The organism is Amycolatopsis sp. NPDC051903 (genome assembly GCF_044452505.1).
GTDB lineage: Bacteria > Actinomycetota > Actinomycetes > Mycobacteriales > Pseudonocardiaceae > Amycolatopsis.
Genome location: NZ_JBITBT010000002.1, coordinates 651233 through 671493, shown reverse-complemented (window position 1 = coordinate 671493; position 20261 = coordinate 651233). Strand labels below are relative to the sequence as shown.

The window sequence follows — 20261 nt, the reverse complement described above, 5'->3', positions numbered from 1 at the left end:
GCGGCCGGTCAGGGCCCGGCGCCGGGGTCGGTGGTGGTGTGCGGCAGGTCGACGAGCGTGAGCACGTGGTGCGCGACGCTGCCGGCCGGAGCGTAGAGCCGCACGGCGCCGCCGGCGCTCGCGTCGCCCGGTGACCGCCCGTCCGCGGCGGCCCGGTGCAGGACCGCCACCGCAGCGCTGGCCAGGTGGCTCACCGAGGTCAGGTCGACGGTGAGCTCGTGGGTGCCGCCGAGGGTGAGCCGGTGCAGTTCGCCGGCGAGCCGGCCGCAGCTGGTCGCGTCGAGCGGGCCGTGGACGGCGACGCGGTTGCCCGCGGCGTGGGGCTGGTCGAGCAGGACCAGCACCTCGGGCGCCGGCTCGGGCCGGCGCGGCTCGCCGTGGTGGATCTCGTCGGTGGTGATCAGCCGCGCCGGGTGCGCCAGCCGGCGGTGCACGGTCGCGGTGGTGCCGTGCTCGCCGCGATCGATCACGAGCTCGTCGACGAGGGTGCGGGTCATGGCGAGCCCGAGGCCGTGGTCGCGGCGGAACTCTTCACTGCCGGGGCGCGCCCGCTCGCGCCAGCGGCCGTCGTCGGCCACACCCAACCGCGCGACGCCGTCGGTCCCGAGTTCGGCGGTGATGGTCACGGTGCCGTCGAGCGTGTCGGGGTGGCTGTGCTCGGCGGCGTTGGTGACCAGTTCCACGATCGCGTGCGCGAGCGCTTCGACGTCCGCGTGACCCGCGTCGTGTTCGTGGAGCCATTTCGCGACGGCCTCCCGGGCGGGGCGCAGAGCGCCCAGGTCGGCCGCCAGCGACAGCCGCAGCGGCGCCGGCGGGCTCACGCGCTGCGCGGCGAGCAGGGTGATGTCGTCGCTGTGCCCGGTCTCGCGCACGAGCAGTTCGAGGGTCTGCGTGCAGAGTCTCTCCACAGTGGACAGGTCCGGGTGTTCGAAGGCCCGGCCGGCCACGCTGTGCGTGGCGACCTGCGCCAGCTCGACCGTGGCCGCGGCCGGGGCGCGCCCGGGACGCTCGACGATGCCGTCGCTGTAGAGCAGCACCACCTCGCCGGGTCCGAGGCGGTCCGTGGTGACGGTGTAGCCGGCCCCCGTGCCCAGCGGGCCGCTGCGTCCCGCCGGCAGGTAGCGACCGGCGTCCCCGTTCACGGCGAGCGGCGGCGGGTGGCCGGCCGAGCAGACCGACAGCGTGCCGTCGGCGGGGTCGAGCACGACCACGCACACGGTCGCGGCGTGCGCGCGGCGTTCGCGGCGGGCCATCCGTTCGGCCGCGCCGATCGCGGCCAGGACGTCGCCGGTTTCGTCGAGCCGGTCGTGCAGCAGCGCCCGCAGCTGGCCCATGGCCGCCGACGCCGCCACGCCGTGCCCGACGACGTCGCCGACGACCAGCGCGACCCGGCCGCCGGAAAGCGGGACCGCGTCGAACCAGTCGCCGCCCGCGCCGGTCTCGCTGTCGGCCGGCAGGTAGCTGCCCGCGATGCGGACCGCGGGCAGCACCGGCAGTCCGGGCGGGAGCAACTGCTACTGCAACGCGGTGATCACGTCACGCGCCCGCTCGTAGCGCTGTTCGGCCTCCGCTGCCTGCCGCTGCATCCGCCGCTGCTCGAGGACCTGCTCCGTCGTGTCGACGCTGTAGCACGTGAGACCGACGACGGTGCCGTGCTCGTCCACCCGCGGTGACACCGTGAAGTCGAAGTACGCCTCGTCGAGCACGCCGGAACCGGGTTCGCGCTCGTACTGGAACCGCCAGGCCCGGGCCACCTGCGGGACGCCGGTCGCGTACACCCGGTCGAGCATCTCGAACAGGTGCTGGCCGACCACTTCGGGGAAGGCGTCGTACACCGACGTGCCCACCAGCCGGTCGCGGCCCATCGTCGTGCGGTAGGCGGCGTTCACCGCGATCACCTCGTGGCGGGGCCCGGCCATACCGATCAGCAGGATCGGGATCTCCTCGAAGACCCCGCGGACGTCGCCGGCCTCGCCGGTGACGACGGCGGGATCGTCGTCGGTTTCTCGCTGCACCGGTCCTCCCCGGTTGTCGGGCGACGGCGGCCGCCGGGTTCGCGGACACGAGGAGACTACGCCGGAAGCGGTGGGGTGAAATCGGACGAGCCGCGTGCGCATTCGGTGGGAAAAGAACCGGATGTGTCAAATTGACACGCCGGAGTCTCAGAGTGACCGGCGCCGGCACACCTGTGGTGACTGACACTTTTGCCGACTCGGGGGCGGAAAATCGGGAAGGCGAACAATGGCGATCAAGAAGAGGAACGCGCTGGTGGCGCTTTCGGCGGCACTGCTGCTCGGCGGCTGTGCCACGGGTGCGCCCGCGGGCTCCGGCAGCGGCGACGCGAGCAACGCGGCGCAGCAGCAAAAGGTCGGGGTGGTGGGCACCCAGGACCAGATCCAGGACGTGAAGAAGTTCTGCGGCACCAAACCGCTGACCGTCGCGTTCGCCGACGGGTTCGGCGGCAACTCGTGGCGCAAGATCACGCGCAAACTGTTCGAAGAAGAAGCCGCGAAGTGCCCGAACATCACCAAGGTGCTCTACACCGACGCGCAAGGTGACACGCAGAAGGCGATTTCGGATCTCAATTCCCTCGTCGCGCAGAAGGTGGACGTGATCGTCACCTTCGTCGACGGCGGCGAAGCGCTGCTGCCGACGATCAAGAAGGCGACCGCGGCCGGCGTGAAGGTCGTGCCGTTCGTCGGCTCACCCGGGGGCACGCCGGGCAAGGACTACGTGGACTTCGTGTCCGAGGACATCAAGACCTACGGCTCGGCGCTCGCGGAGTGGACCGTGAACGCCATGCACGGCAAGGGGAACCTGGTGATGCTCGGCGGTATCGCCGGCAACTCCTACTCCCAGGGCGTGTACCAGGGCGTGCTCGACGCGGTGAAGAAGCACCCGGACGTGAAGCTGCTCAACACCGACGGTCCCGTGGCCACCGACTGGGAACCGGGCAAGACCCAGCAGGTCGTGGCCGGGCTCATCACCAAGTACGGCCCCATCGACGGGATCGTCTCGGACTACGGCGGCGGCTCCGTCGGCGGGGTGCGCGCCTTCATCGCGGCCGGCAAGCCGCTGCCGGTGTGGTCGGCCAACGACTCCAACGAGTTCGGCTGCCTCTGGTACCAGTACAAGGCGAGCCAGCCGAGCTACCAGATCGCCACGGAGTCCTCGCGCAACTGGATCGTGACCGTCGCCCTCCACAAGGGACTCGCGGCCGCCAACGGCATCGCGGACGACGAACCGTCCACTTACGACCTCAAGATCATCGAGGACTCGACCGACCCGGCCAAGCAGCCGAAGTGCGAGAAGTCGCTGCCGCCGGACGCGATCCTTTCCTCGGGGCTGTCGGTCTCGGACCTGCAGGCGCTGTTCAAGTGACCACCCGGCCGCCGGCAGGAGCGAGGGACGCAACACCATGACGAAGTTCGAAGCACCGCTGGTCGAAGATCCCGCCGTGGCCGTGGCGGCGCCCGCCGCACTGGCCCTGACCTCGATCTCGAAGTCGTTCGGCCCGGTCAAGGCGCTGACCGGCGTCGACCTGGAGATCCGGCCCGGTGAGGTCCACGCGCTGGTCGGTGAGAACGGTGCGGGCAAGTCCACGCTGATGGCCGTCGCGTCGGGGGTGCTGGCCCCCGACGCGGGCACGGTCGTCATCGGCGGCGAGGCGCTCGCGTCGGCCTCGCCGCAGCGGGCCCGGGAGCTGGGCCTGGGCATCGTGCGCCAGGAACCCGCGCTGCTGCCCGACCTGACGGTCGCGGAGAACATGGCCGTGGCGGTCGGTTACGGGCGCGTCGGCGGGCTGCGCCGGGCTCCGGCGTGGGCGCAGGACCAGCTCGACCCGTGGGGCATGGGCATCCGCGCCCGCAGCCGCGTGGCGGAGCTGAGCGTGGAGCAGCGGTTCGTGGTCGAGATCGCGAAGGCGCTCGCGCTCGGGCCGAAGGTGCTGATCCTCGACGAACCGACCGAGCACCTCAGCCTCGACGAGGTCGAGACGCTGTTCGACCGGGTCCGCGAATGCGTGCGCGCCGGCGCGGCCGTCGTGTACATCTCGCACCGGATCCCCGAGGTGAAGCTCATCGCCGACCGGATCACGGTGCTGCGCGACGGCGCCGTGCGCGGCACGTTCGCGGCGTCCGAAGTGGACGAACAGCAGATCGTGGAGCGCGTGATCGGCCGGGCGCTGGAAACGGTGTTCCCGCCCAAGGGCGGCGGCACCGGCGACACCGAGCTGCTGCGCGTGGCGGGCCTGTCCGGCGCGGACTTCTCCGAAGTGGCGTTCACGGTGCGGCCGGGGGAGATCGTCGGATTGGCCGGGGTGCAGGGCAACGGGCAGAGCTCGGTCCTGCGCGCGCTGGCCGGGCTCGGACCGGCCACCGGGACGGTGCGCGTCGCCGGCCGGCCCGTGCGGCTGGGCAGCAACGCCTCGGCCGCCCGGGCCGGTGCGGTCTACGTCCCGGCCGACCGGCACGGCGAAGGTGTCTTCGGCCCGCTCGGGGTCGGGGAGAACACCGTGCTGGCCACGCTCGAGGACGTCGCCACCGCGGGACTGGTGTCGAGCCGGCGCGTCGAAGCGGTCGCGCGCGCCGAAGTCGACCGGCTCGGCGTGAAGACCCCCGGGGTCGCGACGCCGATCTCCGCGCTTTCGGGCGGCAACCAGCAGAAAGTCGTGCTGGCGCGGGCGTTGCTCGCGCAGCCGCGCTTGCTGCTGGCCGAGGAGCCGACGCAGGGGGTCGACGCGGGTGCGCGCGTGGACATCTACCGCATCCTGCGCGAAGCGGCCGACGCCGGTGCGGCCGTGGTGCTGCTGTCGTCGGACGGCGTCGAGCTGGAAGGGCTCTGCGATCGCGTGCTCATCATGTCCCGCGGCTCGATCGTCGCTGAGCTGGCGGGCGACGAGGTTCAGGAGGCCGCGATCACGCAGGCGGCGCTGACGGCCACCACGGTCCGGGCGCGCGTCGCGGCGCGGGCGGGCCGGTGGCTCACCGCGCACCGGTGGCTGCGCGGCGACCACACCCCGGCCGCGGTGCTGACGCTGGTGTTCCTCCTGCTCGGGCTCGTCGTCGGCAGCGGGAGCGCGAGCTACTTCTCGGAGTTCAACCTGTACAACCTGTTGTTCGCCGCGGCCCCGCTGATCCTCGTCGGCACGGCGCAGCACGTGGTGGTGCTCGGCGCGGGCATCGACCTGTCGGTCGGGCCGCTCATCGGGCTCCTGGTGGTGATCGCGTCGTTCTGGGTCGTCGCCGGGGGACCGGCGGGGATCGGTTACGCGCTGATGTTCGGCGCCGCGCTGCTCGTCGGCGTGGTCAACGGCGTGCTCGTCACCAAGTTCCGCGTCAACGCCGTGGTCGCCACCCTGGCGACCTACATGGCACTGCAAGGGGTGTACCTCACGCTGCGCAGCACCCCCGGCGGCGTGTTCCCCGACGGCGTCACCGCGCAGATCTCCCTGCGCGTCGGTGTCCTGCCGGTCGTCACGATCGGCGCGGTGGTGCTGATCGTGGCACTGGAGTGGGCGCTGCGGCGCTCGCGCTGGGGCGTGGAACTGCGGGCGGCCGGATCGAACCGCACGGCCGCCGAACAGCTCGGCATCCGCGTGGGCCGCACGCAGCTGCTGTCCTACGTGGCCTCGGCCCTGCTGTGCTTCCCGGCGGCGGTGATCGTGATGGCGCAGATCGGCATCGGCGACGGGCGTCCGAGCCTCACCTACACGCTCTCGTCGATCACGATCGTCGTGCTCGCCGGGGCGAGCGTGTTCGGCGGGCGCGGGTCGTTCCTCGGCGTGCTGGCGGCGGCGCTGCTCGTGCAGCAGCTGGTGACGGCGTCGCCGTTCCTCGGGCTCTCGCAGGCCTGGTCGTACTGGCTGCCGGGGCTCATCACGCTGGGCGCGGCCCTGCTGTACGCCCGGCTGCGCGGCGGAAGGAGCCGGGTGTGAGCACACCGTCCGGAGTGGACCGGTTCCGGACCCGCCTGGTCGGCGGCCGGTCCACCGCGATCTGGGTCGCGTGCGTGGTCCTGTTCGCGATCAGCCCGCTCGTGGCCCCCGGCAGCCTCGGTGCGGCGCCGATCCTGAGCATGCTGCCGTTCGCGGCGGTCCTCGCGATCGCCGCGGCCGGGCAGACGCTCGTGGTGCAGCAGCGCGGGCTCGACCTGTCGGTACCGGGCATGATCGCGCTCGCCGCGGCGCTCGGCACCGGGCTGCCGCAGAACCACGGCTGGCCCGTGTTCGCGGCCGTCGTCGCCGGCGTGCTGGGCCCGGCGCTGGCGGGCCTGGTCAACGGCTTGCTGGTGACCGTGTTCCGGGTGATGCCGCTCGTCGTCACGCTCGGCATGAACGCCGTGCTGCTCGGCACGGTGTTCGCGCTGGCCGGCGGAACCCCGGCGGGCGCGCCGCAGTCGCTCAACCAGTTCGCGCTCGACCGTACGGGCGGCGTCCCGAACACGGCGCTCATCGCGATCGTGGTCGTCGGCGTCACCGGGGTCCTCGCGCAGCGCTCGACGTTCGGCCGGCGCCTCACCGCCGTCGGCGTCAGCGAACGCGCGGCCGCCGCGACCGGCATCCGCGTGCCGGCGCTGCAACTGCTCGCCTACGGGTTCGCCGGTCTCTGCTACGGCCTGGCCGGCGTCCTGTTGGCCGGCTACACGAAAACGCCACCGCTGTTCCTCGGCGACTCGTACCTCCTGCCCACGGTCGCGGCCGTGGTGCTAGGCGGCACGGCGCTCACGGGCGGGCTCGCGAGCGTGGTCGCCTCAGGCGCCGCGGCGCTGTTCCTGACGCAGCTCGGCCAGCTGCTGCGCGCGGTCGGCTGGCCCGACTCGACGCAGCTGGTGGCGCAGTCCGTGGTGCTCGTGGCGGTGGTGCTGGCCCGCGAGCTCGTGCCCGTGCTGGTGCGCCGGCTGCGCCGGCCCCGGCCCGTGGCCGCGGCGGTCTGACGGTGAACCGGGCCCTGCCGGCTCGCGGCCGACTCCGGTCAGGCCGTGAGCCGGTAGGCCTTCATCTTGCGGTACACGGTCGCGCGCGAGATGCCGAGGATCTCGGCCGCCTTGCCGCGGTTGCCGCCCGCCTCCTGCAGCGCCCGCTGGATCGCCTCCAGCTCCATGCGCTCGATCATGGTGAGCGGCTGCGCCTTCTGCAGGGCGCGCGGCAGGTCGGCCGGCTCGACCGGGCCCTTGCCGCGGCTCTTGACCGCCTGCGTGAACACCGTCTTCAGCTCGCGGACGTTGCCGGGCCAGTGGTAGGCGCGCATCAGCTCGAGCGTCTCGCGGCTCGGCGCGAGCCCCGTGCCGGGCGCGGCCGCGAGTGCGAACGCGTGCCACAGCACGGAAATGTCCTGCGGCCGCTCGCGCAGCGGCGGGACCCACAGGTGCGCGATGCCGAGCTTCAACGCGAACGCCTCGGCCGCCGCCTCGTCGGCCCCGGTCAGCGTCAGCACCACGGGCCCGCTCGCCGGCGTCGACTCGACCACCGACCGCAGCCCGGCGAGCACCTTCTCCTCGAGCGTCCCGACACCCCGGATCACCAGGGGCTCGGCCCCGGCGAGCCGGCCGGCCACGTGCTGCAGCCAGGCCTGCGCGCCGGACACGTGCGCCTCGGCGGCGTCGACGATCCGGCCGCCGCGCGCGTGCACCTCGGGCCGGAACGGCGCGCCGAGCGCGAGCGACGTCTTCCCGGATCCCGGCTCGCCCGCGACGATCAGCGGCGTGCCCGCGTCGCGGTGCGCCGCCACCTCACGCGCGACCCGCAGCCAGCCGGACGAATGCCCGGCGAGCTCGTCGCGCCGCGGCCGCTCGGGCGCCGGTGCGGTGCGGGGCGCCGGTGTCTCGCGGGGGAGCAGCACCACGATGCGGTTGCCGGGGTCGAGGTTGGTCACGGAAATCGTGGCCGGGCCGTTCGACAGCGGCACGGAGTGCTGGCCGTCGCGCACCCCGTCGTCGCACAGCTCGCGGATCAGCCCGATGTCCTGAGTGGACAGGCTGCCCGCGGGCGGGTTCTGGATCAGCAGGCCCTCGGGCCCGAACGCGAGCACCGGCGCGGACTGCGCGCGGGTCGCGGTGAGGAAGGCGTTGAACGTGTGCCGGGCCGAAGGCTGCTCGACGTCGAGCACGTGCTGCTCCAGCTGCGTCGTCACGGACCGCAGCAGCGGGCGCAGGAAGTCGGTGCCCGGGCGGACGTCGCACGAGATCGTGACGACGGCGAGCAGCTTCCCGGTCGCCGGGTGCAGCACGGGCGCACCGGTGCAGACGGCGTTGCGGTACAAGTCGGCGAAGTGCTCGGCCCCGCGGATCTGCACGCTCTTGCCCGTGACCGCCACCGTGCCGACGCCGTTGGTGCCCACGGCGTTCTCCGCCAGCACCGCACCGCGCGACGTGCCGATCCGGTCGAGGTGGGCGGCCGCGGACGTGTCGTGGCACCAGCGCTGCAGGATCCGGCCGCTGGAGTCGGCGAGCAGCACGGCCAGGCCCGTGCCGTCGAGGCTGTCGGAGAACCGGGCCAGCGGGGCGCGGAAGACCTCGAGCAGATGCGCGTCGAGCAGGTCTTCGCCGACGTGCGGAACGTCGGTGACCATGTCGGGGGTGCCGATGGCGAGCTGTGAGCGCTGCCAGGAGCTCATGAGCTCGACGTCGTGCCACCGTTCGGGCGCCGGCGAGGCGAAGAACTCGTCCTTGGCGCGCTGGATGCGGCTGTCTTCGTCGTCGTGGGCCACGGTCGGACTCCCTGGGGATGGCCGTCGCGTCCGGGCTCGGCGCACGGCTCACGCCGGCGCCCCGACCCTGGTGGTGCTGGCGACGTCGGCAGTAAGGTGGGTGGCGGGGATCGTAATACGATCAGACAATCATACGAGGGGGCGGGCGTGAACACAAAGGTAACTGTTCCGAAACCGGGATGTCACTCACCGAACGGGAACGAGGTCTGCTGCTCATGAGCGTCGAGCGGCACGCCGCTCCGCTGCGCCAGCAGGTCGTCCGGCAGCTGCGGAGCGAGATCCTGGACGGGGTGCGCAAGCCGGGGGAGCGGCTCGTCGAGACCGCGCTGTGCGAGGCGTACGACGTGTCCCGCACGGTGGTGCGCGAGGCCCTGCGCCAGCTGGAGTCCGAAAGCCTCATCACCCTGCGGCCCAATCGCGGGCCGATCGTCACGGTCCTCACGCCCGAGGACATCGAGGCGCTCTACGAGGTGCGCCAGAACCTCGAGGGCCTCGCGGGCGAGAAGTTCGCCCAGCGGGCGTCGGACGACGACGCCAAGGCGCTGGTCGAGCAGCTCGACCGGATGGAGGCCGCGTTCCCCGCCGGCGACGTGGTCTCCCGGGGCCGGGAGAAGGACGAGTTCTACCGCCTGCTGCTCGAAGGCGCCCACAACCCGGTGCTGGCCGACCAGCTGCGCGGCATCCACTCGCGGATCAGCATCTTCCGGCACTTCGCGTTCGTGGACGACCGGCGCGCCGAGCTTTCGCTGCGCGAGGTGCGCGCGATCGTCACGGCCGCCGCGGTGCACCGCGATCCCGTCGAGGCGCGCCGCGCGTGCGAGGAGCACATCCGGGTGGCCGGCGAGCTCGCCATCGTCGAGTACGAGGCCCGGCGCGAAGGCGGCTCGGTCGCGGTCTGAGGCCTCCGCCGTGGCATCATGGCCTGAACGGAACACTGTTCCGTTCAGGAGGGAGAGCTGCCGGTGAACGAGGCGCGCGCCAAACGGGCGGACGCCCGGCGCAACGAGGCGTCGCTGCTGGACGCGGCGGCCGCCGTGTTCGTCGCGTCGGGGGTCGACGCGCCCGTGCGCGACATCGCCGCCAAGGCGGGCGTCGGCATGGGCACGATCTACCGTCATTTCCCGACGCGCGCGGACCTGATCATCGCCGTCTACCGCCACCAGATCGAGGCGTGCGCCGAGGCGGGTCCGGCGCTGCTGGCCGGCAGTCCTTCGCCGCACGCCGCGCTGGGCCGCTGGATCGAGCTGTTCGTCGACTTCCTGGTCACCAAACACGGCCTCGCCGCCGTCCTGCAGTCCGACGAGGCCGGTTTCGAGGCCCTGCACACCTACTTCCTCGACCGCCTGCTGCCGGTGTGCGCGGCGTTGCTCACCGCGGCGGCCGAGTCCGGCGAGATCCGCGCCGACGTGCAGGCCTACGAACTCCTGCGCGGCGTCGGCAACCTCTGCATCGGCGCCGAAAACGACGAGCGCTACGACGCGCGCCGGCTGGTGTCCCTGCTCGTCGCCGGCCTGCGGCGGGCGGCGTGACCGGGCCACTGGACCGGCTCGTCTAGACTCGGCCGTCATGACCGGGTCGACGACCATCCCGCACCGCGAGAAGCTGCTGCGTGAAGGGATGCGCCAGCTCTACGCCCACGGCTTCCACGGGACCACGATCGACGGGATCCTCGAGGGTTCCGGCGTGCCGAAGGGCTCGTTCTACCACCACTTCGGGTCGAAAGAAGCCTTCGCCAAGCAGGTGCTCGCCCGGTACATGCAGTTCCAGCTCGACCAGCTCGGCGAGTGGAGCGGCCGCGCCGACCTCGCGACCCCCGCGCTGCTGTCGGGCTACTTCCGCGCGATGGCCGAGCGGTTCGTCGGTTCGCGCCACGAGCGCGCCTGCCTGGCGGGCAAGCTCTCGACGGAGCTGGCCGCGGGGCACGAGGCGTTCCGCGCGCAGCTCGCCGAGGACCTGGGTGTCTGGAAAGGACGGATCGTCGAGCTGCTGCGCACCGGCCAGCGCCGCCACGACGTCCGCGAGGACCAGCCGGCCGAGGTGCTCGCCGACGCCGTGCTCGCCTTGGTGCAAGGCGCTTTCGTCGTCGCCCTGGCCTCGCGCGACGACGCCTCGCTGGCGTCGGTCGCCACGGCGCTGGAACTCCTGGTCGCGGCCGGCTGAGTCCACAGTGGACTCCTCTGCGGTCAGAACACGAGCACACTCTGTGGGGCCGGCTGGAGCGTGCCGACCCGCACGGACTTGATCGGGAACTGCGGCACCGGCACCTTCTGCCCGTCGGTGCCGATCAGGTCGACGGTGATCGTGCCCGCGGTCCCGGGTGGGGTCAGCTCGAAGTTGTTCGCGACCAGCGCGTCGGGGTCGGCCTTGTCGCCGAGGGTCCACTGGACGCCGGCGAACGCGGCGGTGCCGGGCTTGAGCGTGACACCCGTCGGCGGGCCGGGGATGTCGACCTCGCGGATCGGGAGGTCCAGCGGTGAGCCGTCGCCGCCGAGGAACCGCAGCTCGGGCGAGCCCGACAGCTGATCGTGGACGTGCCGCGGTTCTCGAGCGTGAGCAGGGCGACGCTCTGATCGGGCTGCAGGGTGAGCTCCGCGTGGAAGTCGGCGGCGGTCGCGGGCTTGGCCGTCTTCGTAACCTGCGCAGGCGGTTTCGCGGTCGTCGCAGTGGTGGTGCTGGCCGGTGCGGACGCCGGCGCGGTGGCGTTGCGGGCCACGAGCTGGTCGGGGGAAGCCGAACCGCCGGTGGTGCCGGCACACGCCGTGAGGGACACGGCGAGCGCGGCGAAGGAGACGACGGTGGCCACGGTCGTGACGCGCATGGGGGAAGCCTTTCTCGAGCTGCCGGATCGTGCCGTCCGGTTCACCGCCCATCACGGACTCCGCCGGAAAACGGTTCACCGCAACGGTTTCCGCAGGTCACCGGGCGCGGGTGCGCCGCTCGCCCGGCCGGAGGACAGCGCACGGGCGCGACCAGGTGCGACGCGCCGGTGGACCGGGCCCACGCGGTGAACTCTCGCGAAGGGGCCTACGCTGAGCGCCATGGCGGATCGCGCGCTGTGCCTGGAGCCACTGGAGCTTTCCGGGCGGGAACGATCGGTCCTGCGGAGCGTTGCGGTCCGCGGGGCGAAGTCGTCGTTGTACTGCGAGCTGCAGGCAGGGCACGGCCAGGAGCACGTGGCGGGCGTCCGCGGTGACACCGGCGCCGGCCCGGCGTGGTGGCTGCGCTGGTGGCCCGGCCGTCGCGTGCTGGAGACCCGGGCGGAGTGCGGGGCCGTCGCCGAAGACGGTGCGGCGTGCCGTGTGCCCGGTGGCCACGAGGGCGGGCACACCTTCGACCTCGCCGACGTCGCCGCCGCCGAAGAGCTGGCCGACGCCGGGTGGCCCGGCGGGTCTCGGTAGAGTCGCCGGTCATGCGTGAAGGCTTCCAGGACGACCTCGACCTGCTCGACGATCGGCTCGCTCGCATGGGTGAGGCCGCGGCCGAGGCGATGCGCCGGGCCACGCGCGCGTTGCTCACCGCCGACTTGCAGCTGGCCGAGCAGGTCATCGGCGCCGACACCGCCCTCGACGACCAGCGCGCGGCGTGCGAAGAAGACGCCTACGCCCTGCTCGCGCTGCAGGCCCCGGTGGCCGGCGACCTGCGCGGCGTGCTCGCGGTCGTGTACTGCGCCGAGAAGATCGAGCGCATGGGCGACCTCGCCGCGCACATCGCGAACACCGCCCGGCGCAGCCACCCCGACCGCACCGTGCCCGCCGACCTCGAGCCCGTCTTCGCCGAACTCGGCGACGTCACCGCACGCATGGCCGATCGCCTCGTCGAACTCATCCGCAGCGGCGGCGAAGAGGGCGGGTACCGCGAACTCAGCCGCACCGACGAAACCGTCGACGCCCTGCACGCCAAGGTGCTGGCGACCATCACGTCGGCGGACTGGGAGCACGGCCAGCGCACCGCTGTCGCCGCCACGCTGCTGACGCGGTTCTTCGAACGGTTCGCCGACCAGACGGTCTCGGTGTCGAAGCGGCTGGAATTCGCGGCTACGGGCGCTCTGCCGCACTGACTTTCGCTACGACTGTCCTTTGTGGATGGACGCGACGTCGCTTTCGTCGACCGCACGCCGGCGAATCGGCGCACCGCCGCCCGGCCTCGGCTTTCCGCGCACGATCGAAGTGGCGAGCCCGGGCTCCGTACCTCGGGATGTGCCGACCCCGTTGTAGGCGAGCTGTCGCGGCCAGGCGAGCCACGCGCGCGACTGTCCGGTGTGGACGATCAGCGCCCGTGAGGTGGCCGCCGGGGCTGGCCGGGGTGGGGGCGCCTCGGGCGGCGCGGGGTCGGTGGCTGGTGCGGGCCCGGCTGGCCCGAGGTGGGCCGCGGTACGGGCGGGAACTGCCGGGTCGGGGTGGTGGCGCCGGGCTGGCGGCGGGGCAGGCCCGGAGCCGGGCGGGGGCCGCGGGCGGCCGGGCGGCGGTCGGCCGACGGGCGGGTGCGCGTGAGGACGGTCGGCGCGGGGGCGGGGCGCGGGATCACGTCGGTGGGGTCGTCGGGCCGAGGGGTGGCGCCCGGACCGAGGAGGCGCGCCGGGACTCGACCGGCGAGCCGGGTGACCAGGTCGGTCACGGGGGCGAGCGCGTAGCGGTGCAGCAGAGCCGCGACGCCGGCGCCGAGGCAGAGGCCGACGAGGACGTCGTGCGGGTAGTGCGCGCCGACGAAGGTGCGGGAGAAGCCCATGGCCGCGGCGAGGGCGCCGAGCCAGGGCCACACGTGGCGCCAGGCGAACACGACCCCGACGACGGCCGCGGCGGCGATCGTGGAGTGGTTGCTCGGGAAGGACCAGTCGCCGGGTGGCGGGCACTCGCCGGCGATCGCCGAAGCGGGCAGGCCTCGGCAAGGGCGTTCTTCGTGCACGAAGCTCTTCACGACCTCGCTGACGACGTACGCCACCACGGTGCCGATGGGCGCCAGCAGCGCGAGCGCCATCCGCTCCGCGCCGCCCTCGGCGCGGGCGCGCCACCAGACCCAGGCGAACAACGGCACCACGAGGGCCAGCCCGTAGCCCGTGTACGCCAGCACCAGGCCCTGCACCCAGCCGGGCGTCGAGACCCCGAACGCCGTGATCGCGTCGTACAACCCGCTGCCCGAGCCGGTGGGGCGCAGCGCGATCGGCATCCAGCTCTCCTTACCCGGCACGTCAGCTGCCGGTAACCTCGTGTTCACCTTGATCTTGAGGTTACCGATGCGCCGACCCGCCGTGGCAATGCCCTCGGCGTCGTCCGCTTCAGTCCGCTGTGGACCGTCCGGTGCGCGGGAAACGCCGAGGTAGCCGCGGTTCCGGGGTCAGCCCAGGCACGCGCGCACGGCGGTGACGAGCCGCGTGGCCCGGGCGTCGCCGTGGCCGACCATGCGGTTGGCGACGTAGGCGAAGGCCACGCCGTGCTCGTCGTCGCCGAAGGCGAACTGGCCGCCGGCGCCGTCGTTGCCGAAACTGCGGGCGCCGAGCATCGGGCGGAACGCCGAATCGAGCAGGAAGCCCGAACCCCAGCGGGCGCCCGCGTCGAACCCGAACCAGTCCGGCCCGGCCGACACCTCGCGCACCGCGTCGGTGACCGTCTCCCGGGTCAGCAGACGCGGGCTGCCGTCGATCCCCGTCACCGCCGCCGCGTACACGCCCGCCAGCCCGGTCGCCGACGCCGTCGCGCCCGCGCCCGGCAGCTCCATGCCCAGCAGGGCCGGGTCGTTCCAGCCGCGGGGTTCGTCGAGGCCCGGGAACGCGAACGCCCCGTTCATCGTGACGATCCGGGTCAGGATGTGCTCGGGCGGCGGCATCGGGGGCCGGCCTTCGGCCTCGACGAGCAGCGCGCGCTGTGCCAGCTCGGCCGGGGGCAGGCCCAGCCACACCCGGAGCCCCAGCGGTTCGCCCACGGCGTCGCGGAAGTACCCGCCCACGGTCCGCCCGGTGATCCGGCGGACGACCTCGCCGAGCAGGAACCCGAAGACGTGCCCGTGGTAGGCGTAGGTGGATCCCGGCTCCCACAACGGTTTCTGCTCTTCGATCGCGCGGATCACGGGCGTCCACCCGGCGATCTCCCCGAACGGCACGGTCCGGTCGAGCACCGGCAGCCCGGCTCGGTGCCCGAGCACCATCCGCGCGGTGATGCCCGCCTTGCCGTGCTCCGCGAACTCCGGCCAGTAGCGGCTGACCGGTGCGTCGAGGTCGAGCCGCCCCTCCTGCGCGAGCAGGTGCGCGGCGAGGCTCACGATGCCCTTGGCACACGAGAAGACCGGCACCACCGTGTCGCGCTCCCACGCCCGGGCGGTGGCGGGGTCGGCGACCCCGCCCCACAGCTCGACGACCTTGCGCCCGCCCGCGAAGACCGTGACCGCGGCGCCCAGTTCGGGAAAGTCGGCGAAGTTCCGGTCGAACGCGTCGGCGACGGCGCCGAACCGTTCGCCGGCTTCCCCGTGGTAGGTCGTGCTCACCGTGTGCTCCTCGATCCCTCGAACGCCGCGCCGGACAGTACGGGCCGCGTCACCGGGCCGACCACCGAATTTGCCGCCGGTCACCCGGCGGTGCCAGGATCCGCGCATGCCGACCTTCGCCGCTGCCGACGGGACCGCGCTCGCCTATCGGGTACTCGGCGCAGGCATCGGCGATCCGGTCGTCTGCCTGCCCGGCGGCCCGATGCGCGCCGGCGCGTACCTCGGTGACCTCGGCGGGCTCGCGGCGCACCGGCCGCTGCTCGCGCTCGACCTGCGCGGCACCGGGGAGTCGGCGGAACCCGCGGACCCGGCCACGTACCGCTGCGACCGCCAGGTGGCCGACGTCGAAGCCCTGCGCGCGCACCTCGGCGCGGACCGGCTGGAGCTGCTCGGCCACTCCGCGGGCGCGAGCCTGGCGGTGAAGTACGCGGCCGCGCACCCGCACCGCATCGGGCGGCTCGCGCTGATCACCCCGAGCGCACGGTCGCTCGCCCTCGACCCGTCACCCGGTGAACGCCGCCTCGCGGTCGCCCGCCGGTCGGCGGAATCGTGGTTCCCGGAGGTTTCCCTGGCGTACGAAGCGATCGCGAACCGCCACGCCACGAGCGCCGACTGGGCCGCCGTCGCGCCGCTGTACTACGGCCGCTGGGACGCGGCGGCGAAGGCGCACCACGCCACGGAAGCCGTGCAGCGCAACGGAAAGGCGGCCCGGGTGTACAACTCCGAGGGCGCGTTCGATCCGCTGCGCACCCGTGCCGGACTGGCCGGGGTCACCGCCCCGGTGCTGGTCCTCGCGGGCGCGCTCGACTGGATCACCCCGCCCGGCGTCGCGTCCGCGGTCGCCGCGCTGTTCCCCGACGCCGCCCTCGAGGTGCAGCCGGGCGCGAGCCACTACCCGTGGGTGGACGACCCGGCGGCCTTCACTGCGACCGTCGCGAAATTCCTCGCCTGAGCGCTACTTGTCGGTGGTCTTGCTGCAGGTCACCGGCTTGCCCGGCGCGGGCGCGCTGGCCTTCGCGAGCACCTTCGACCCGTCGAGCAGGATCCGGCACGACAGCGTGGCGTCGCCGGTCGGCGTGGCCGTGACCTTGGCGTCGCGGCCCGCGCTGATGATCACGTCCTGCTTCCACGGCAGCCCGAGCGGTCCCGTGAGCTGGTGGTCCGACGAGTCGTCCTGGTAGCGGTCGACCGACTGGGAGTACGTGATCCCGGTCGTCGTGCCGCTGCCGGTGACCTCGTAGCTGATGGCCCAGGACTTCCCCGTGGGATTGCTGCAGCCGGCGAGACCGAACGCCGCGGCGAGCGCGACCGCGGCGGTGAGTGCCTTCTTGATCACGCGGCGAGCGTACTGGTGGTCCGGCTCGCCCGCTGGTGGGCGGAAAGGGCAGGATCGGGGGTATGACGGAGTCGAGTGAGCTCGCGCGGACGCGGCGTTCGCTGCACGGCGTGGCCGAGTTACTGCTGGCCGGACCACAGTTCCGCACTTCCGGGCGGATCGAGCTGCGCGTGGCGGGGGAGGGGTTCGCGACGATCGCCGAGCCCGCGCTGACCGTCGACGGGCCGCGGGTGGTTACGCCTTCCGGGGCAGTCGATCTGCCCGGCCGTACTTATCGCGACGTGGCGGCGGAGATCGGCGTCGAGGCCGGCGACCTCGCCGACGTCTACTCCGACGGGCCCGGCGTGCGGCCCGGCGAGACGATCGAGCTCGACGCCGCCGCACTGGCCACCCTGCTGCGGGCGTTCGCCGCCGGGGACCGTGCGCTGCGGGAGTTCGCGCCCGAGGAGACCCCGGTGCTGTGGCCGGAGCACTTCGACGTCGCGATCACCGTCGGGCAGGTCAACTACGGCGTCTCGCCCGGCGACGGTTTCCTGTCCGAGCCGTACGCGTACGTCGGCCCGCACGAGCCGCGGCGGGGCGAGTTCTGGAACGCGCCCTTCGGCGCCGCGCACCCGGTGCGCGAGGTGCCGGACCTGGCGGCGTTCTTCCGCGAGGGCCAGGCGCTCGCGGGGTGAGGGCGTGTCGCTGACGTCCGAGCTGGCCGATCCGGCGAGCGTCCTCACGCGGTGGTGCGACCGCGTTTTCACCGGCACGCCGGCCGTGGCGGCGCACGTCGAGGCGGCTGTGCAGGACGTCCGGCCGGTGCGCCCCTCGGCGGCGCAGGTGCCGCGCCGGCACTGGGCCGAGATCGGCGGGGCGTTCGGGCAGCGGGTCGCCGACCTCGTCCAGCCCGCGCCGCCGTACTACTCGCTGCTGGGCTTGGTGAACGCCCAGTGGGCCACCGGCGCGTGGGCGCACCGCCAAGCCGCCGAGTACCCGACGCACCGCGGCCTGCCCGCGGAGTTCCGCGCCCGCGCGCTCGGCGTGCGGCCCGCCGCGACGACCTGGCTGGACCTCGGGGAACAGCTCGGCGGCGCGGTCGCCGAGCCGGTGCCCGGCGCCGCCGGGGTGTGGGCGGAGCTGTTCGGCCGCGCCCGCGCGTACCAGGAGCGGCACGCGCCGCCGGGCACGCTCGGGACACCGGGTGTCGAAGCCGGTCTCGCGCGGACGAACTGGGTCCTCTCGGCGTGTGAGGACGTCTACCGCTCGGGCGCGATCGACCCGCGGCTCGCGCGGGCCGTCGACGGTGGCGCGATGAGCGTCGACGCGTTGCGCGGCCTGGCCACCGCGGACCAGGTCACGGAGCTGGCCGAGCTCGCGAAGCGCCTGCACGACCGCGGCGCCCTGTGGGAGCTGCGGCGGCTGGGCGGCAACCCGCCCGAGGGTGAGCAGCTGGGCATCGCCGGGCCGACGATCGTCCCCGGCTGGGCCGACGGCGACGTGCTGCTGGGCGCCATCGACCCGGCGCGCGGGATCGGCGATGGCACCGCGACGCTGCTCGACGTGAAGACCGTGGCCGGCCTCCGCGACCCCGCGCGGGTCGGCCGGTGGCTGTGGCAGCTGCTGCTCTACGCGTGGCTGGACGTCGGTGACCTCTACCGGATCCGCGACGTCGGGCTGCTGCTCGCGCGCCACGGCACCGTCGTCACCTGGTCCGTCGACGAGCTGGCCGAGGACCTGCTCGGGTCACCGGACGTCATCGAGTTCCGGTGCGACGAGCTGCGCGAGCTCGCAGGCGGAATCCTCGCTTCGGCGGGATTGGCGTTTCCGGAGAGCTGACGTCGCGCGGAGCCCGCCCGGCGAAGCACACCGCCGCGACGACGATCACGCACCCGGCCAGCTGCAGCACCGTCGGGTCCTCGCCCAGCAGCATGATGCCGTAGACCACGGCGCCGATCGGCTGCAGCAGCATCAGCGTCGAGCCCGTCGCCGCCGACATCCGCGGCAGCCCGGCCGCGATGAGCAGCCAGCCGACGACCTGGCCCACGAGGGCGAGCGCGACCAGCCAGCCGAACACGGGCCACCCCGGCGTGAAATCCAGGCGGTGGAACGGCAGGCCGAGGACCACGGCGACGGTGCCGGCCGAAACCGTCGCGAGCAGCAGGGACCGGATCTGGGTGGCCGGGCCGCTGCTGAGGCGGATGAACAGCAGGTAGCACGAGTAACCGGCGCCGGCGGCGAGCGCGAGCAGGGCGCCCGACAGGGGATCGGAGCCGACGGCGGACTCGCCGAGGAACCCGCCGCTGAGCACGATGCCGACGAGCAGCACCGGCGCCGTGCGCAGGAACTGCCGGCCCGGGCGTTCGGCGAGGAACAGCAGCGCGAGCAGGGGCACGATGACGACCTGGACGCCGAGCAGGACCGTCGCGATCCCGGCGCCGACGCGCGGGATCGATTCGCCCCACAGCACGAAGTCGAGCCCCAGGCCCAGTCCGCCGAGCAGCGGGAACAGGACCTTCGAGCGAACGCCGGTGCGCCGCCACTCCCAGTAGGCGAGCACGCCCAGCACCGGCAGTGAGAACAGGCACCGCCAGAACGAGCTCGTCGCCCCGCTAGCCCCCGACACCTTGATGAACACCGACGACAGCGCGATGCAGAGACTGCCGGCCGCGGCGAGCAGCCGCGGGTCGACGCGTCCGGTGAGCACGGTGATGGGGCCGGCCACGGGGGGACGGGAGGGGAGCTCGGTCGTGGTCACCCGTCAAGCGTGGGGTGCGCAACTGTCAAGGACAAGCGAATGTTCCTGCGGGAAAATCAGTAGTATTCCTACTGTGTTCAGCCTGGACCGGATGCGCGCGTTGCACGCCGTCGCACAGCACGGCTCGGTCGCCGCCGCGGCCGCGGCGCTGCACGTCACGCCGTCGGGCGTGTCGCAGCAGCTGGCGAAGCTGGAGCGCGAGGCCGGCCAGGCGCTGCTGGAGCCGCGCGGCCGCAGTGTCCGGCTCACCCGCGCGGGCCGCGTCCTGGCCGCCCACGCCGAACGCGTGCTGGCCCAGCTCGCCCAGGCGCGGTCGGACCTGGAGCTGCTCAACGAGGAAGTGCTGGGGCCGCTGCGCATCGGCGCGATCCCGACGACCGTCCACGCGCTGCTGCCGCCGGCCCTCGCGACGCTGGCCTCCCAGCACCCGCGGCTGGAGGTGACGCTGCGCGAAGGGGAAGCCGAGCAGACCATCCCGCAGATCGTGACGGGCGAGCTGGACATCGCCGTCGCCGAGAGCTGGGCCGACCGCCCGACGGTGCTCCCGCCGACCGTCAGCGCGATCACGCTGTTCTCCGACGTCGCCGACCTGGTGCTGCCCGCGGGGCACCGCCTGGCCCACCGCCGCACCGTCGACCTCGCCGAGGTCGACGACGTGCCGTGGATCGCCTGGACGGCCGGCTCGGGCTGCTACGAGTGGCTCGTGCACGTGCTGCGGGCGCAGCAGCTGGAACCGAAGATCAGCTGCACCGTCGGCGGGTACCCGACGCAACTGGCGCTGGTCGCGGGAAACGCCGGGGCGGCACTGGTGCCCCGGCTCGCGCGCGGTGCGCCTCCGGCCGGCGTCCGCATCCTGACGACGCGGCCGGCGTTGTCGCGCACGATCATCGCGATCTGCCGCGCGGGCGAAGAGCAGCAACGCGGAGTGCAAGCGGCGCTGGACGCGTTGCGCGCGGCGTCGGCCCGGTTCGGGGCGGAGGTGCAGCCGGTGCGCTGAGGCCCTCCG

Annotated in this window: 20 protein-coding genes; 12 read left to right on the top strand and 8 right to left on the bottom strand. The window is 73.4% G+C overall.

The genetic code is table 11. The annotated features are described in order from the left end of the window. Positions 1-8: 8 nt before the first annotated feature. Positions 9-1511: a SpoIIE family protein phosphatase gene (locus ACIA77_RS07345; protein WP_395884919.1), complete on the bottom strand. Its 1503-nt coding sequence runs from the start codon at positions 1509-1511 to the stop codon at positions 9-11. A gap of 3 nt (positions 1512-1514) precedes the next feature. After that, positions 1515-2015, bottom strand: coding sequence for a PAS domain-containing protein (locus tag ACIA77_RS07340; RefSeq protein ID WP_395884918.1), 501 nt, complete (start codon positions 2013-2015; stop codon positions 1515-1517). A gap of 226 nt (positions 2016-2241) precedes the next feature. Here ACIA77_RS07340 and ACIA77_RS07335 point away from each other — a divergent pair, with 226 nt between their 5' ends. The 3 genes from ACIA77_RS07335 to ACIA77_RS07325 are packed head-to-tail and all read left to right on the top strand — an operon-like array spanning position 2242 to position 6933. Next, positions 2242-3381: a substrate-binding domain-containing protein gene (locus tag ACIA77_RS07335; RefSeq protein WP_395884917.1), complete on the top strand. Its 1140-nt coding sequence runs from the start codon at positions 2242-2244 to the stop codon at positions 3379-3381. 37 nt (positions 3382-3418) lie between these two features. Continuing rightward, positions 3419-5935, top strand: a complete 2517-nt coding sequence (locus ACIA77_RS07330) for an ATP-binding cassette domain-containing protein (protein ID WP_395884916.1) — start codon at positions 3419-3421, stop codon at positions 5933-5935. Then, positions 5932-6933, top strand: a complete 1002-nt coding sequence (locus tag ACIA77_RS07325) for an ABC transporter permease (RefSeq protein WP_395884915.1) — start codon at positions 5932-5934, stop codon at positions 6931-6933. The genes ACIA77_RS07330 and ACIA77_RS07325 overlap by 4 nt, the downstream gene beginning before the upstream one ends. Before the next feature lie 38 nt (positions 6934-6971). Here ACIA77_RS07325 and ACIA77_RS07320 read toward each other — a convergent pair whose 3' ends face one another. After that, complete coding sequence (locus tag ACIA77_RS07320; protein WP_395884914.1) at positions 6972-8705, bottom strand: sigma-54-dependent Fis family transcriptional regulator; 1734 nt, start codon at positions 8703-8705, stop codon at positions 6972-6974. Positions 8706-8884: 179 nt separating this feature from the next. Here ACIA77_RS07320 and ACIA77_RS07315 point away from each other — a divergent pair, with 179 nt between their 5' ends. The 3 genes from ACIA77_RS07315 to ACIA77_RS07305 all read left to right on the top strand — a co-directional run bounded on the left by ACIA77_RS07315 (position 8885) and on the right by ACIA77_RS07305 (position 10865). Continuing rightward, the gene (locus tag ACIA77_RS07315) at positions 8885-9604 is read left to right on the top strand and encodes a GntR family transcriptional regulator (protein ID WP_395884913.1); all 720 of its coding nucleotides are present in this window, start codon (positions 8885-8887) and stop codon (positions 9602-9604) included. Positions 9605-9667: 63 nt separating this feature from the next. Next, positions 9668-10234: a TetR/AcrR family transcriptional regulator gene (locus ACIA77_RS07310; RefSeq protein WP_395884912.1), complete on the top strand. Its 567-nt coding sequence runs from the start codon at positions 9668-9670 to the stop codon at positions 10232-10234. Between the two features lie 37 nt (positions 10235-10271). After that, positions 10272-10865, top strand: a complete 594-nt coding sequence (locus tag ACIA77_RS07305) for a TetR/AcrR family transcriptional regulator (RefSeq protein ID WP_395884911.1) — start codon at positions 10272-10274, stop codon at positions 10863-10865. 23 nt (positions 10866-10888) lie between these two features. On the opposite strand, the gene ACIA77_RS07300 is transcribed toward ACIA77_RS07305, so the two are convergent. Beyond that, a complete protein-coding gene (locus ACIA77_RS07300; protein ID WP_395884910.1) occupies positions 10889-11461 on the bottom strand; it encodes a DUF4232 domain-containing protein in 573 nt (190 codons plus the stop codon). 282 nt (positions 11462-11743) lie between these two features. On the opposite strand from ACIA77_RS07300, the gene ACIA77_RS07295 reads away from it, so the two are divergent. Together ACIA77_RS07295 and ACIA77_RS07290 are read left to right on the top strand one after the other, a co-directional pair. After that, complete coding sequence (locus ACIA77_RS07295; RefSeq protein ID WP_395884909.1) at positions 11744-12103, top strand: hypothetical protein; 360 nt, start codon at positions 11744-11746, stop codon at positions 12101-12103. 11 nt (positions 12104-12114) lie between these two features. Beyond that, positions 12115-12762 carry a phosphate signaling complex PhoU family protein gene (locus tag ACIA77_RS07290; protein WP_395884908.1) on the top strand — a complete coding sequence of 216 codons (648 nt, stop codon included), beginning with the start codon at positions 12115-12117 and terminating at the stop codon, positions 12760-12762. Positions 12763-12971: 209 nt separating this feature from the next. On the opposite strand, the gene ACIA77_RS07285 is transcribed toward ACIA77_RS07290, so the two are convergent. Next, the gene (locus ACIA77_RS07285) at positions 12972-13868 is read right to left on the bottom strand and encodes a phosphatase PAP2 family protein (RefSeq protein ID WP_395884907.1); all 897 of its coding nucleotides are present in this window, start codon (positions 13866-13868) and stop codon (positions 12972-12974) included. A gap of 168 nt (positions 13869-14036) precedes the next feature. Beyond that, positions 14037-15179 (bottom strand): serine hydrolase domain-containing protein, encoded by a 1143-nt coding sequence (locus tag ACIA77_RS07280; RefSeq protein WP_395884906.1) that lies wholly within the window; start codon positions 15177-15179, stop codon positions 14037-14039. A 106-nt stretch (positions 15180-15285) separates the two neighbouring features. Between ACIA77_RS07280 and ACIA77_RS07275 the strand changes: the two genes are divergently transcribed. After that, on the top strand, positions 15286-16131 hold the full coding sequence (locus ACIA77_RS07275) for an alpha/beta fold hydrolase (RefSeq protein WP_395884905.1): 846 nt from the start codon (positions 15286-15288) through the stop codon (positions 16129-16131). Between the two features lie 3 nt (positions 16132-16134). On the opposite strand, the gene ACIA77_RS07270 is transcribed toward ACIA77_RS07275, so the two are convergent. Continuing rightward, entirely contained in the window at positions 16135-16515 is a 381-nt protein-coding gene (locus ACIA77_RS07270) for a hypothetical protein (RefSeq protein WP_395884904.1), read from the bottom strand. Between the two features lie 62 nt (positions 16516-16577). On the opposite strand from ACIA77_RS07270, the gene ACIA77_RS07265 reads away from it, so the two are divergent. After that, positions 16578-17192, top strand: coding sequence for a hypothetical protein (locus ACIA77_RS07265; protein WP_395884903.1), 615 nt, complete (start codon positions 16578-16580; stop codon positions 17190-17192). A gap of 4 nt (positions 17193-17196) precedes the next feature. Beyond that, positions 17197-18336 (top strand): hypothetical protein, encoded by a 1140-nt coding sequence (locus tag ACIA77_RS07260; RefSeq protein ID WP_395884902.1) that lies wholly within the window; start codon positions 17197-17199, stop codon positions 18334-18336. On the opposite strand, the gene ACIA77_RS07255 is transcribed toward ACIA77_RS07260, so the two are convergent. Then, on the bottom strand, positions 18254-19255 hold the full coding sequence (locus ACIA77_RS07255) for a DMT family transporter (RefSeq protein ID WP_395884901.1): 1002 nt from the start codon (positions 19253-19255) through the stop codon (positions 18254-18256). The genes ACIA77_RS07260 and ACIA77_RS07255 overlap by 83 nt on opposite strands. A gap of 73 nt (positions 19256-19328) precedes the next feature. Between ACIA77_RS07255 and ACIA77_RS07250 the strand changes: the two genes are divergently transcribed. Beyond that, complete coding sequence (locus ACIA77_RS07250) at positions 19329-20252, top strand: LysR substrate-binding domain-containing protein (protein WP_395884900.1); 924 nt, start codon at positions 19329-19331, stop codon at positions 20250-20252. Positions 20253-20261 lie beyond the last annotated feature (9 nt).

Coding starts and splice junctions, on each gene's coding strand:
- ACIA77_RS07335 (WP_395884917.1), top strand. CDS start 2,242: ATGGCGATCAAGAAGAGGAACGCGCTGGTGGCGCTTTCGGCGGCACTG.
- ACIA77_RS07315 (WP_395884913.1), top strand. CDS start 8,885: ATGTCACTCACCGAACGGGAACGAGGTCTGCTGCTCATGAGCGTCGAG.
- ACIA77_RS07330 (WP_395884916.1), top strand. CDS start 3,419: ATGACGAAGTTCGAAGCACCGCTGGTCGAAGATCCCGCCGTGGCCGTG.
- ACIA77_RS07290 (WP_395884908.1), top strand. CDS start 12,115: ATGCGTGAAGGCTTCCAGGACGACCTCGACCTGCTCGACGATCGGCTC.
- ACIA77_RS07295 (WP_395884909.1), top strand. CDS start 11,744: ATGGCGGATCGCGCGCTGTGCCTGGAGCCACTGGAGCTTTCCGGGCGG.
- ACIA77_RS07285 (WP_395884907.1), bottom strand. CDS start 13,868: ATGCCGATCGCGCTGCGCCCCACCGGCTCGGGCAGCGGGTTGTACGAC.
- ACIA77_RS07305 (WP_395884911.1), top strand. CDS start 10,272: ATGACCGGGTCGACGACCATCCCGCACCGCGAGAAGCTGCTGCGTGAA.
- ACIA77_RS07265 (WP_395884903.1), top strand. CDS start 16,578: ATGACGGAGTCGAGTGAGCTCGCGCGGACGCGGCGTTCGCTGCACGGC.
- ACIA77_RS07275 (WP_395884905.1), top strand. CDS start 15,286: ATGCCGACCTTCGCCGCTGCCGACGGGACCGCGCTCGCCTATCGGGTA.